Origin of the sequence: Burkholderia cepacia ATCC 25416, assembly GCF_001411495.1 — a bacterium.
Classification (GTDB): Bacteria; Pseudomonadota; Gammaproteobacteria; order Burkholderiales; family Burkholderiaceae; genus Burkholderia; species Burkholderia cepacia.
Genome location: NZ_CP012982.1, coordinates 2,500,515 through 2,512,535, shown reverse-complemented (window position 1 = coordinate 2,512,535; position 12,021 = coordinate 2,500,515). Strand labels below are relative to the sequence as shown.

General features: G+C 67.5%; 11 protein-coding genes. 5 read left to right on the top strand and 6 right to left on the bottom strand.

From position 1 onward, the window contains the following. Positions 1-13 precede the first annotated feature (13 nt). Both codA and APZ15_RS28425 read left to right on the top strand, forming a co-directional pair. Positions 14-1,267 (top strand): cytosine deaminase, encoded by a 1,254-nt coding sequence (gene codA / locus APZ15_RS28430; protein WP_027789568.1) that lies wholly within the window; start codon positions 14-16, stop codon positions 1,265-1,267. Between the two features lie 44 nt (positions 1,268-1,311). Further along, on the top strand, positions 1,312-2,016 hold the full coding sequence (locus APZ15_RS28425) for a TetR family transcriptional regulator C-terminal domain-containing protein (RefSeq protein ID WP_034195967.1): 705 nt from the start codon (positions 1,312-1,314) through the stop codon (positions 2,014-2,016). Between the two features lie 34 nt (positions 2,017-2,050). On the opposite strand, the gene APZ15_RS28420 is transcribed toward APZ15_RS28425, so the two are convergent. Then, complete coding sequence (locus tag APZ15_RS28420) at positions 2,051-2,488, bottom strand: hypothetical protein (protein ID WP_049097299.1); 438 nt, start codon at positions 2,486-2,488, stop codon at positions 2,051-2,053. 200 nt (positions 2,489-2,688) lie between these two features. Between APZ15_RS28420 and APZ15_RS28415 the strand changes: the two genes are divergently transcribed. The 3 genes from APZ15_RS28415 to APZ15_RS28405 all read left to right on the top strand — a co-directional run bounded on the left by APZ15_RS28415 (position 2,689) and on the right by APZ15_RS28405 (position 6,488). After that, positions 2,689-3,813: an ISAs1 family transposase gene (locus APZ15_RS28415; protein WP_049098614.1), complete on the top strand. Its 1,125-nt coding sequence runs from the start codon at positions 2,689-2,691 to the stop codon at positions 3,811-3,813. Between the two features lie 270 nt (positions 3,814-4,083). Next, the gene (locus APZ15_RS28410; RefSeq protein WP_027789570.1) at positions 4,084-4,821 is read left to right on the top strand and encodes a sulfite exporter TauE/SafE family protein; all 738 of its coding nucleotides are present in this window, start codon (positions 4,084-4,086) and stop codon (positions 4,819-4,821) included. A 287-nt stretch (positions 4,822-5,108) separates the two neighbouring features. After that, positions 5,109-6,488 carry an amino acid permease gene (locus APZ15_RS28405; RefSeq protein ID WP_027789571.1) on the top strand — a complete coding sequence of 460 codons (1,380 nt, stop codon included), beginning with the start codon at positions 5,109-5,111 and terminating at the stop codon, positions 6,486-6,488. 102 nt (positions 6,489-6,590) lie between these two features. Here the strand turns inward: APZ15_RS28405 and APZ15_RS28400 are convergent, their stop codons facing one another. The 5 genes from APZ15_RS28400 to APZ15_RS28380 form a co-directional block, all read right to left on the bottom strand. Further along, positions 6,591-7,169: an NnrU family protein gene (locus APZ15_RS28400; RefSeq protein WP_027789572.1), complete on the bottom strand. Its 579-nt coding sequence runs from the start codon at positions 7,167-7,169 to the stop codon at positions 6,591-6,593. A gap of 317 nt (positions 7,170-7,486) precedes the next feature. Next, positions 7,487-8,092 carry a TfoX/Sxy family protein gene (locus tag APZ15_RS28395; RefSeq protein ID WP_027789573.1) on the bottom strand — a complete coding sequence of 202 codons (606 nt, stop codon included), beginning with the start codon at positions 8,090-8,092 and terminating at the stop codon, positions 7,487-7,489. Further along, positions 8,089-9,198, bottom strand: coding sequence for a malate/lactate/ureidoglycolate dehydrogenase (locus APZ15_RS28390; protein WP_027789574.1), 1,110 nt, complete (start codon positions 9,196-9,198; stop codon positions 8,089-8,091). Before APZ15_RS28390 ends, APZ15_RS28395 begins: the two co-directional genes overlap by 4 nt. 40 nt (positions 9,199-9,238) lie before the next feature. After that, positions 9,239-10,693: a M20 family metallopeptidase gene (locus tag APZ15_RS28385; RefSeq protein WP_027789575.1), complete on the bottom strand. Its 1,455-nt coding sequence runs from the start codon at positions 10,691-10,693 to the stop codon at positions 9,239-9,241. Between the two features lie 82 nt (positions 10,694-10,775). Next, complete coding sequence (locus tag APZ15_RS28380; protein WP_027789576.1) at positions 10,776-11,846, bottom strand: NAD(P)H-dependent flavin oxidoreductase; 1,071 nt, start codon at positions 11,844-11,846, stop codon at positions 10,776-10,778. Between the last annotated feature and the right edge of the window lie 175 nt (positions 11,847-12,021).

Sequence of the window (12,021 nt, the reverse complement as noted above, 5' to 3'; positions counted from 1 at the left end):
GACAGGAACCCACATGAAGATCATCAACGCCAGATTGCGCGGCCGTAGCGGCCTCTTCACGATCGACCTCGATGCGGACACGATTCGCGCGATCGACCTCCAGCCGTCGCCGCTGACGCCGCAAGGCAACGACGTCATCGATGCCGGCAGCAATCTCGTCATCCCGCCGCTGGTCGAGCCGCATATCCATCTCGATGCGACGCTGACCGCCGGCGAACCCGAATGGAACATGAGCGGCACGCTGTTCGAAGGCATCGAGCGATGGGGCCAGCGCAAGGCCACGATCACGCACGACGACACGAAAGCCCGCGCGCACACGACGATCGGGATGCTGCGCGACAACGGCATCCAGCACGTGCGCACGCACGTGGACGTCACCGATCCCACGCTCGCGGCGTTGAAGGCGATGGTCGAGGTCAGGGAGGAGGCGCGCGATCTCATCGACCTGCAGATCGTCGCGTTTCCGCAGGAAGGCATCGAGTCGTTCGACAACGGCCGCGCGTTGATGGAGCGCGCGATCGAGATGGGCGCCGACGTCGTCGGCGGCATTCCGCATTTCGAGAACACGCGCGACCAGGGCGTGAGCTCCATCAAGTTCCTGATGGATCTCGCGGAGCGCAAGGGCTGCCTCGTCGACGTCCATTGCGACGAAACCGACGATCCGCAATCGCGCTTCCTGGAAGTGCTCGCCGAGGAAGCGCGGATACGCGGGATGGGCAAGCGCGTCACCGCGAGCCACACGACCGCGATGGGCTCCTACGACAACGCTTATTGCTCGAAGCTGTTCCGGCTGCTGAAACGCTCGGAGATTCATTTCATTTCGTGTCCGACCGAAAGCATCCACCTGCAGGGGCGTTTCGACACCTACCCGAAACGGCGCGGCATCACGCGTGTGGCGGAGCTCGATCGCGCCGGCATCAACGTGTGCTTCGGACAGGATTCGATCAAGGACCCGTGGTACCCCGTCGGCAACGGCAACATCCTGCGCATTCTCGACGTGGGCCTGCACGTGTGCCACATGCTCGGATACGAAGACCTGCAGCGGTGCCTCGATTTCGTCACCGAGCACAGCGCGAACGCGATGTCCCTCGGCGACCGGTACGGCCTCGCCGTCGGGCGGCCGGCCAATCTGCTGATCCTCGACGCCGATAGCGACTACGAAGTGATTCGCAAGCAGGCCAGGGTGCGTACGTCGCTGCGCGGCGGGAAGGTCATCATGCAGCGCGCGCCGGAACACATCACCTATCCCGAAGCGAACGCGCGTTGAGCGGACGGCGGCTCCGGCCCGACATGCCGGTGGAGGATCGAGCGATGAACCCGTCCGCGCCGACCGCAGAACCGCCCGCCCGGCCACCCGGCCGGCGGGAAGCGCTGCGCGACACCCTCGAGGCGGCCATTCTCGCCGCCGCCGAGGAATCGTTTTCCACGTATGGATTCGAAGGGAGTTCCGTTGCGGCGATCGCGGCCGCCGCCGGCCTGTCGAAGCAGAACCTGATGTACTACTTCCCGACGAAGCTGGCGCTCTACAGACGCGTGCTGGACGACGTCCTGCGGGACTGGCTCGGCAGGATGCGGGAGTTCGCGGCGCCCGAGCGCGAGCCGGCGGAAGCGATGTCGGCCTATATCCGCGCCAAACTCGAATTTTCCCGGAACCGCCCGCATGGATCGCGGGTGTTCGCGCTGGAGATCATCGGCGGCGCGAAGACCTACGGAAAGGAGATCCGCAAGCAACTGATCCCGGTGCTGCGGGACGACATCCGGGTGCTCGAACGCTGGATCGACGAAGGCAAGGTCCGGCAGGTCGATGCCGAGCACCTGTTCTTCCTGATCTGGGCAGCGACGCAGTCGTATGCGGATTTCGCGTCGCAGATGCTGCTGGTGCTCGGCAAGCGCGCGCTGGGGAGCGACGATTTCGACGCGGCCTATCGCACGATCTCGGACCTGGTGCTCCGGGCGCTGATCACCGAAAACGGCAACGGCGGCCTGAGCGCCGCCGTTGCCGTTCGCGCACGGTAACCCGGCGCCATCGGAGGCCGCCGGGAACTGCCGGTCAGTCGTTGTGCTTGTGGTGCTTCTTTTTCTTGTGCTTGCCGCCGCGGTAGTAATCGTCGGAGCGCGAGTTGTTGCGCGACACGTGGCCGCCCAGCGCCGCCCCCGCGCCGCCGCCGACGGCCGCGCCCACGAGCCCGCCCGCCGTGCCGCCCATCGCGTGGCCCGCCGCGGTGCCCGCGCCGCCGCCCAGTGCGCCGCCGACGATGGCGCCCGTGCGTTCGCGCTTGTTCGACGTCACCGCGCCGCCTGCGCCGCCGCCCACGGCCCCGCCGATGATCGCGCCCGTGCTCCCGCCGACCGCGTTACCGACCGCCGCGCCCGCGACACCGCCGAGCGCGCCGCCCAGTGCGTTGTTCGTGTCACCTGCCACGGCAGGCGCCGAGACCGCCACCATCGCGCCGACCATCGCTGCCATTCCGGCCCATTTCTTCAGCATCTGTCTACCCTCGCCACTTTTCGAGATATCGATGCGCGAATTTAGCACCTTTCCGGTAAACCTATCGTAATGAAGCGTTAAATCCCGCTTTCCATGGCAGGGCAATCGCATGAAGGGGCGTTAACAATCAAGGAGTTACGCGCGGGGTTGTAAACCGAGGCGAATCAAGCGTTTACTACTATCTTTTGCGGAGGCATCGGATGGAGGAAACGCAAGCCTTGAGCATCGAAGACGCGTTCGGCGAGTTACGCGATCCGCGCAGCCGAACGCCTGCGCACGACCTGTCAGAGATGCTGGTGGTGGCGCTGTGCGCGATTCTCTCGGGAGCGGATAGCTGGGTAGCCATTCAGATCTGGGGTGAAGAGAAACTGGAGTGGCTACGCGGCTACGTGCCGCTGCGCAACGGCATCCCGTCCCACGACACGTTTGGACGGGTGTTCGCGGCCCTGAACCCACGTCAGTTCGAGGCGTGCTTCACGCGCTGGATGAGCGGTGCGTTTCCAACCTTGTCCGGCGAGGTCATCGCGATCGACGGCAAGACGGTGCGTGGCTCGCATCGCAATGGGGAGCGTGCCATCCACCTTGTTTCGGCCTTTGGAAGCGGCCTGGGCGTTGTACTGGGGCAGGTGCGCACGGCCGACAAGAGTAACGAGATCACGGCGATTCCGGAACTGCTCGATGCACTACTGCTCAAGGGTGCAATCGTAACGATCGACGCCATGGGCTGCCAGCAGGCGATTGCTCGCCAACTCGTCACGAGCGGAGCCGACTACGTGCTGGCGGTCAAGGAAAACCAGCCGACGCTGCTGGTGGAAGTTCGCACCACGCTCGAAGCCATCGACCGTCTTGCATCCGATGACCGATGGGACTGTTCGAGTGAATATCGGGAGGTCGAGAAGGACCACGGCCGGATCGAAACACGTCGTTGCCTGGTCAGTGATGTGATGAACACATGGCGCGCGGCCGCGCTCTGGCCGGGCATGCGCTCGATCGCTATGGTCGAGGCCACGCGTGAGATCGGCGAGACGGTGTCGGTCGAGCGCCGATATTACGTGAGCAGCCTGCCCGCCGATGCAACGCGCATTGCACACGCCGTACGCTCGCACTGGCGGATCGAGAACTCGATGCACTGGGTGCTCGACGTGGCGTTCGGCGAAGATCAATGCAGGGTGCGGGTCGAACATGCGGCGCAGAACTTTGCAATTCTGCGCCGCATTACGATGAACCTGCTGCGCAAGGACACGCAAACCAAGGCGGGCCTCAAGATCCGCCGGCTCAAGGCCGCCACCAGCGACAACTATCGCGCTCAACTCCTTGGCTGGTAAGCCCCTTCATGCGATTGCCCTGCTTTCCATGGCGATCTCCCACGCGAGCGGACATGCGTCGTCCGGGTGTCGCCGCCGGGATTGCAATCGGCGCGGCCGCCATCGACGGGCCGCGCAACAGCGCGTCGACACACCACGACCTGCACCGCATCGCGCAGAACGCCCGGCCTGCCTTCCTGCGTCCGCGATCCTGCATTACCATCGAGCGTCCGCCGCGCCTGCCCCGCCTCCGGCAAGCGGGCCTCCAGTCACCTCCCCGTTCGCGCACCCATGCTCGCTCTCGTCATCCTCGCCGGCCTGTGGGCCGGACTGCAGAACACCCTCGCGGGCGGCGGCTCGTTCGTCACACTGCCCGCGCTGATCGTGTCGGGCATGTCGCCGCTCTCGGCGAACATCACGTCGACGGTCGCGCTGTTTCCCGCTCAGGTCACGACCGGCTGGGCGAGCCGCAACATGGTGCGCGGCGTCGGCAAGCTGTCGTTTCGGGCGATGTTCGCGATCAGCGTGGTCGGCGGCGCGCTCGGCGGACTGCTGTTGCTGAAGACGCCTTCGTCGATCTTCTCGCGCCTCGTGCCGTGGCTCGTGCTGTTCGCGACGATCGTATTCGCGTGGGGCAGCTTCTTCCGCAAGCCGGGCGAAGGCACGGCCCACCTCGGCACCGTCCCGGCCGCGTTCTCGCAATTCATGATCGCGATCTACGGCGGCTACTTCGGCGGCGGGCTCGGCTTCCTGATGATGGCCGTGCTGACGATGGCCGGCCTGTCGCCGCGTCACGCGATGTCGACGAAGAACGCGCTCGCGGGCGTGATGAACGCATCGGCCGTCGTGCTGTTCCTGACGTCGCCGCACCTGCACTGGGGCAAGGCGCTCGCGCTCGGCGGCGGCGCGGTCGTCGGCGGGCTGCTCGGCACGTGGGCGCTGCATCGCGTGAACGAACGCGTGCTGCGGATCGGGATCGTCTGCATCGGCGCATTGCTGACCATCGGGTTGTTCGTCAAGCCGATCTGACACACGCACACGCTTGTCGCCGCCACGGCAATTGATGAGCAAACCGCAAGACGTCTTTCTCATATCTCGTTTGCGGTGACGGCGGTGTCCGCCCACAATCCGGGTTGCCGTCGTCATCGCCCTCTCGCGGGCACCGACCGGTACTTCGCGGCCGCCATTCCGACTCACCGCCGGCGGCCCGGCACATCGCGTCACACACGCTCCCCCGACATCGGCGCCCCTGCGGCGGCAGAACGTTGCCGCCGCTGCCCGATGCGTTCCCGGCCAACAATAACTAGAGGTAGGAGATGCAGGACAATTCTTTGAGGCAAAGCCTCAAGCAACGGCACATCACGATGATCGCGCTTGGCGGCGTGATCGGCGCAGGCCTGTTCGTCGGCTCCGGCGCGATCATCGCGACCGCCGGCCCCGCGGCGATCCTGTCGTACCTGATCGGCGGCGTGATCGTCACGCTCGTCATGTTCATGCTCGGCGAAATGGCGTCCCGCAATCCCGACAGCGGCTCGTTCTCCACCTACGCGAGCAGCTATCTCGGCGAATGGGCCGGCTTCGCGGTCGGCTGGCTGTACTGGTTCAAGTCGATGATGACGATCACCGTCGAGGCGATCCTGCTCGGTGCGATCCTCAATGATTTCCTGCCGTGGCTGCCCGTGTGGGCCGGCGCACTGTTCATGCTCGTGACGCTGATCGCGAGCAACGCGTACTCGGTGCGCTCGTTCGGCGAAGCGGAATACTGGCTGTCGTTCGCGAAGGTCGCGACGATCGTCGTGTTCATGGCGCTCGGCGCATCGATCCTGCTCGGCTTCCAGCCGCGCATTCCGGCGCCCGGGCTCGTGAACCTCACGGATCACGGCGGCTTCATGCCGAACGGCATTTCGCCCGTGCTTGCCGGCGTGATGGTCGTGATCTTCTCGCTCGGCGGCAGCGAAATCGCGGCCGTGGCCGCGGGCGAATCCGAGAACCCGGGCAAGAACGTGATCCGCGCGATCAAGAGCGTGATCGTGCGCGTGATGGTGTTCTACGTCGGCTCGGTGTCGATCCTGATCCTGTGCATGCCGTGGACGGACAAGGCCAACCTGAAATCGCCGTACGTGTCGCTGTTCGGCATGGCGGGCTTCACGGGCGCGGCCGTCGCGATGAAGATCGTGCTGTTCGTGTCGTTCATGTCGGTGATGAACTCGTTCCTGTTCTCGAACTCGCGCATGCTGTTCTCGCTCAGCCAGCGCGGGCACGCGCCCGCGATGTTCGGCCGTACCAACGCGAAAGGCGTGCCGATGAACGCGCTCGTGCTGTGCCTCGCGATCTGCGTGTCGATCCTCGGCGTTCACTTCGTGAGCGGCGGCGACCTGTTCCTGATGCTCGCGAAGAGCAGCGGCGCGTTCGTGATGATCGTGTGGATCTTCATCATCGTCGCGCACTTCGCGATGCGCCGGCAGACGAAGCACGAGCGACGCGACCCGGCGGCGTTCCGCGCGTGGTTCTATCCGGTGTCGAACTGGGTCGCGCTTCTGGCGCTCGTCGCCGTGCTCGGCTCGCAGGCATTCAACCCGGATTCGCGCTTCCAGTTCTGGTTCACGGTATCGACGGCGCTCGCGATCGTCGCGGCGTATTTCCTGCGCCGCAAGCCGGCGCAACTCGGCGAAACGGCCGGCGCGAAGCTGCGCTGACCGTTGCCCTCGGCGTGCGGCGCGCTGGCCGGCGCCGCTCGGCCAATCAGTTGCTCAACCGCTTGGCTTCTCGGCCGCTCAGCCGCTCAAGTGCCTGGCGGCTTAGCCGAACGGCCGCACGCCGATCAGCCAGCCGTGCAGGAACAGCGCGAAGACAGCCCAGACGACGAGCCCGGCCACGACCGCCACGACGTCGCCCGACAGCCTGCCCGCCGGATAACGAACGCCTTCGCGGCGATCGCGCGCGCGCCATACGACGAAATCGACGAGCGACCAGACGAAGAAGGCGCCGAACAGCACAACGGCGTGCAGCGTGCCGTTCGCGAGCAGGTGCGCGATCGCCCAGACCGCCACGCCGGCCACCATCGGATGGCCGACGAGCGTCTTGATTCGGTTGCCGGGCACGTAGGAGGCGGCGATCAGCACGAATGCGATCGCGGTCAGCATGCCGGTGAGGTGGCGCACACCGACCGGCGACACCCACAGCAGCGTCGCGCCCTGGCGCGCGATGCCGTAACCCCAGACGATCAGCACGAAGCCGACGATCGATGCGATCGCATAGGGGCCCTTCCAGCCTTTCTCGCCGATTCGCTCGATCGTCGCCGACCGCCAGCCGTCCGCGACGATCCGGATCGAGTGCACACCGAGGAAGATCGCTAAACCGAGAATCAGGACAAGCATCGGTTGTCTCCGTCTGGAATGATGAGTGGGGAAGCGTCCCGCGCGGCATACGATGCGCCGTTCGTTGGAGCCGGCGGCGAGGCCGGCGCGGGTCGCGCCAGTCACGGGTGCAACCCGCGCCGATCATAAACGCCGGGGCCGCCGTTGTGAAGCACGGGGGATGTGCGGTGCGGCAAGCCGCATGACTTTACGCACCTGCGCGGGCGCACCGCCTGGCACCCGTCATGCGCCGCGCGTCGCGCGAATCGCCCCGGCACGTTCGAGATCGAAAGAAAGGAAAGCGAAATTCGCGAAGATGTCGCTTCGCTCGACCGGCATCAGGTTTGCTTGCGCTTCGCCGGTGGTTTAGTTGCTGGTTTCGCCGTCGGTTTCGCTGTCGGTTTCGCTGTCGGTTTCGCTGTCGGTTTCGCTGTCGGTTTCGCTGCCGCCTTTGCCGCTGGCTTGGCCGCCGGTTTCGTTGCCCGCTTCACTGCCGGCTTTGCCGCAGACTTCTCCGCCGGCTTCGCTGCCGCTTTCGCCACCCGCTTCACCACCGGCGCCACTTCCGGCACCGGCTTCGCCGCCGCCCTCGCCTTTCGCTTCGGCGGCCCCGCCAGCAGCGCCGCGCGATACGCGCTGCGGCACCAGTCGAACAGCGCACCCGCATCCTCGAGCACGTCGGCCGGGGTTTCGTAGTAGCCCTCCAGCGCGACGGTACGCGTGGGCCTTGCATACGAGAACGGCCCCATCCCCGCCGCGACGAATGCCGGACGGTTCACGTCGTCGACACGCAGGAACAGCGACCCGCGCGACATGAAGCCGAACATCACGCCATCGAGCCGCATCGCCGCCCCGCTGAAGAACCGCGCGACCTCGACCTTGCCGAGCGGCGCGAGCTGATACGCGATCTCCTCGCCGTGCGCCTTCTCCGACTGCCAGCTCATGCACGCTCCGTGCAACGCTGCGTCCACGCGTCGAGCGCCGCGTCGTCGAAGCCGACCGCGGACGCGCTCTCGCGAATCTGCCGCCACGTCGCGCGGTCGACCGGAATGCCGCCGGCCCCGCGCGCCGCGCGGCTCGTCTCTTCCGGCTCGCCCGGCACCTGTACCGGCGCGTCACCGGCCTGCGGCGACGCCTTGGCCCATGCGACGAACGCATCGGCTTCACGCTCCGCATCGGCCGCATCGAATGCCTTCGGGTCGATCAGCACCGACAGCATCCCGTTGACGATCGCGCTCGTCTTCTGCAGCGTGTCGCCGTAGGTCGTATGCCCGCCGACGAGCGCACCGCCGAAAATCTCGCACATCGCCGCCAGCGCGTACCCCTTGTGCAGCCCGAACGGCAGCAGCGCACCGAACGGCTGCTCGTGCATCACGGCCGGATCGTCGGTCGGCTGGCCGCGATGGTCGATCAGCGACCCGGCCGGCACGCGCTTGCGCTGGTTGTGCGCGACGCGCGTCTTGCCGTACGCGATCGCGCTCGTCGCGAAATCGAGCAGCAGCGGCGGCCTGCCCACACGCGGATACGCGGCGCAGAACGGGTTCGTGCCGAAGCGCGGATCGGTGCCGTGCAGCGGCGCGACCAGCAGGTCGCCCGGCACGTTGACGAAATGGAACGACACGAGCCCCGCGCGCGCGCACTGCTCGGCCCAGTGCCCGATGCGGCCGAGATGATGCACGTCGCGCAACCCGATCGCGCAGATGCCCATGCGCCGCGCACGCTCGATCCCTTCGACCATCGCCTCGAACGCGATCACCTGGCCGAAGCCGCGCCCGCCGTCGATCGTCAGCACCGCGCCGCCGTCGCGGACGATTGACGCGTGCCCGTTCAACTGCAACTGCCCTTCCCGCCACGACGCGACGTAGTTCGGGATCATCCCGATCCCGTGCGAATCGTGGCCCGCGAGATTCGCGCCGACCAGATGATCGGCGACGAGCCGTGCCTCCCGCTCGCTGCTGCCGGCCCGTTCCCAGAGTGCCGCGACGAATGCATGCAGCGGTTCGGCGCGCATGCGCAGCGGTTCGGTATCGGGCGTCGGCAAGGCGGTCATCGGCAAGGTTCCGTCAGGTCGGGTCGGGCAGTCGTGGCGCTCAGCGCGCGGTCGCGATCACGTCCGCGACCGCCGCCGTCAGCTTCTTCGCGTACGGCACGTGCAGGAACTCGTTCGGGCCGTGCGCGTTCGACTTCGGCCCGAGCACGCCGCACACCATGAACTGGGCGGACGGGAAACCTTCCTGCAACACGTTCATCAGCGGGATCGTGCCGCCGAGGCCCATGTACGCGCAATCGGCGCCGAAGTGGCGGCGCGACGCGGCATCGAGCGACGACGCGAGCCACGGCGCGAGATCCGGAGCGCTCCAGCCCGTCGCGGCACCCGCGTCCGGCTTGAACGTGACCTTCGCGTTATACGGCGGGTCGAGTTCGAGCAGTTCCTTCAGTTGCTGCACGGCCTGCGCGGCGTCGACGAGCGGCGGCAGGCGCAGCGACAGCTTGAACGCAGTGCGCGGACGCAGCACGTTGCCCGCATCCGCGAGCGCCGGCATGCCGGCCGCGCCGGTCACCGACAGCGACGGGCGCCACGTCGAATTCAGCAGCGCCTCGCGCGGATCGGTCGTGGTCGGCAGCACCGGCTTGCCGTCCGCGCCGCAGGCCCACGGCAGCCCCTTCCACACGGCGTCGCCGAGGATGGCGGCGGCTGCGTCGGCTTCGCGCACGCGGCTGTCGGGAATCTCGCAATGGAACACGCCCGGCAGCAGGTTGCCGTTCTTCGCATCTTCCAGGCGCTCGAACAGCTGGCGCATCACGCGGAAGCTCGACGGCGCGATGCCGCCGAACACGCCCGAATGCACGCCTTCCTCGAGCACCTCGACCTGCAGGTCGCCGGACACCAGCCCGCGCAGCGACGTGGTGAGCCACATCTGGTCGTAGTTGCCGGCGCCCGAATCGAGGCACACGACGAGCGACACCTGGCCGAGCCGGTCGCGCAGCGCGTCGACGTACGGCAGCAGGTCGTAGCTGCCCGACTCCTCGCAGGTCTCGATCAGGCCGACGCAACGCGGCCGCTCGATGCCCTGCTCGTCGAGCGCGCCGAGCGCGGCGAGGCTCGCGTAGATCGCGTAACCGTCGTCCGCGCCGCCGCGGCCGTACAGCTTGCCGTTCTCGTACTTTGGCGTCCACGGGCCGAGGTCCGCGCGCCAGCCGTCAAACTCGGGCTGCTTGTCGAGGTGGCCGTACAGCAGGATCGTGTCGGTGCTGCCCGGGCGCGTGGCGGGCGATTCGAAGAAGATCACCGGCGTGCGGCCCGGCAGGCGCACGATCTCGAGCTTCAGGCCTTTCACGGGCTGTCGCTCGGCCCACTGCGCGGCATCGGTGACGACGCGCTCGAGATAACCGCGCTTCGCCCAGTCGGGATCGAATGCAGGGCTCTTCGCGGGGATCGCGATGTAGTCGGTCAGTGCGTGGAGGATTTCATCGTTCCACTTGCGCTCGATGAAGGTAACGAGCTTGTCATGGTCGAGGACGGGGGTAGTGTCGACGGAGGTCATGGTGGGGGGGTGCCTGGATCGGGCTGACGAAAACCCAGATGATACGCCGATGCTCCCGCGCCGGCGCCCCCTTCCCGGTCGCTCAGCGCGCCTGCGGAAACGCGTCGCGCAGCCCCGCCGCACATGCCAGCGCATCGCGCCACAGGCGCTGCGTCAACTCGCCTGCGTCCTCTTCACGCGCGAGCGCCGCGGCCTCGCCCGACCACAGCACCGAGAAGTCGTCGCGGCCCTGCCGCTCGAACGCGCCGCGCAGCGGATCGACCACGGCCGTCGCGAGCGGAAACGCCGGCGCGAGCGCGCTCATCGGCCCCTGTTCGCGCATGAAGCGCGTCAGCAGCCCGCGCGCGGGGCGGCCCGTGTACAGGTTGGTCAGGCGCGTGCCGTCGTCGCGCGCGGCGCGCACCGCCGCGCGATGCTGCGCCGAGCGGCCGGCCTGCGGCGTCAGCAGGTAACCGGTGCCGATCTGCACCGCGCGCGCGCCGAGCGCGAACGCGGCCGCGATGCCGCGCCCGTCGGCGATCGCGCCGGCGGCGATCACCGGCGCGCGCACCGCGTCGACGATCTGCGGCAGCAACGCGAACAGGCCCGGCTGCGCATGGATGTCGTCGGTCAGGAACATGCCGCGATGGCCGCCGGCCTCCGCGCCCTGCGCGACGATCGCGTCGACGCCGCGGGCATCCAGCCAGCGCGCTTCCTCGACGGTCGTCGCGGACGAGACGACCTGCGCGCCCGTGCGCCGCACGCGATCGAGCAGCGGATCGTCCGGGAGCCCGAAGTGAAAGCTCACGACGGCCGGCCGCAGCTCTTCGACGACCGCGCACATCGCATCGTCGAACGGCGCGCGTCCGGGGCCGCCCTTCACGTCGGCCGGATCGAGCCCGACTTCTGCGTAGTAGCCCGCGAGCGCCGCGCGCCAGCGCGCGTCGACCGCGGCATCGGGCGCCGGCGGCGTATGGCAGAAGAAGTTCACGTTGAACGGGGCGGGCGTGCGCGCCCGGATCGCCGCGATCTCGTCGCGCAATTGCTGCGGGCCCAGTGCCGCGCAGGCGAGCGAGCCGAGCCCGCCGGCTTCGCACACGGCGATCGCGAGCGGGCTCAGTGAACCGACCATCGGGGCCTGGATCAGCGGCAAACGGGAAGGCAGCGTCGTCATCGGAATCATCCTCGGGGAAGAAGCGGTGGTCGCGCGCGCCGGCGGCACGCATTTAATGCACCCGATAATAACCGACAAACTCAAACTCCGATTGCCACGCCATTTGCGTCACGAATTGATTTAACCGGTTAGTAAAAGCGATTATTCTTCGAAGCTTCCGCGGCACGATCCCACC

Excerpts from the sequence above, each read along its gene's own strand:
- APZ15_RS28425 (WP_034195967.1), top strand. The coding sequence starts at position 1,312 with ATGAACCCGTCCGCGCCGACCGCAGAACCGCCCGCCCGGCCACCCGGC.
- APZ15_RS28410 (WP_027789570.1), top strand. The coding sequence starts at position 4,084 with ATGCTCGCTCTCGTCATCCTCGCCGGCCTGTGGGCCGGACTGCAGAAC.
- codA (WP_027789568.1), top strand. The coding sequence starts at position 14 with ATGAAGATCATCAACGCCAGATTGCGCGGCCGTAGCGGCCTCTTCACG.
- APZ15_RS28390 (WP_027789574.1), bottom strand. The coding sequence starts at position 9,198 with ATGACCGCCTTGCCGACGCCCGATACCGAACCGCTGCGCATGCGCGCC.
- APZ15_RS28395 (WP_027789573.1), bottom strand. The coding sequence starts at position 8,092 with ATGAGCTGGCAGTCGGAGAAGGCGCACGGCGAGGAGATCGCGTATCAG.
- APZ15_RS28415 (WP_049098614.1), top strand. The coding sequence starts at position 2,689 with ATGGAGGAAACGCAAGCCTTGAGCATCGAAGACGCGTTCGGCGAGTTA.
- APZ15_RS28405 (WP_027789571.1), top strand. The coding sequence starts at position 5,109 with ATGCAGGACAATTCTTTGAGGCAAAGCCTCAAGCAACGGCACATCACG.
- APZ15_RS28400 (WP_027789572.1), bottom strand. The coding sequence starts at position 7,169 with ATGCTTGTCCTGATTCTCGGTTTAGCGATCTTCCTCGGTGTGCACTCG.
- APZ15_RS28380 (WP_027789576.1), bottom strand. The coding sequence starts at position 11,846 with ATGACGACGCTGCCTTCCCGTTTGCCGCTGATCCAGGCCCCGATGGTC.
- APZ15_RS28420 (WP_049097299.1), bottom strand. The coding sequence starts at position 2,488 with ATGCTGAAGAAATGGGCCGGAATGGCAGCGATGGTCGGCGCGATGGTG.
- APZ15_RS28385 (WP_027789575.1), bottom strand. The coding sequence starts at position 10,693 with ATGACCTCCGTCGACACTACCCCCGTCCTCGACCATGACAAGCTCGTT.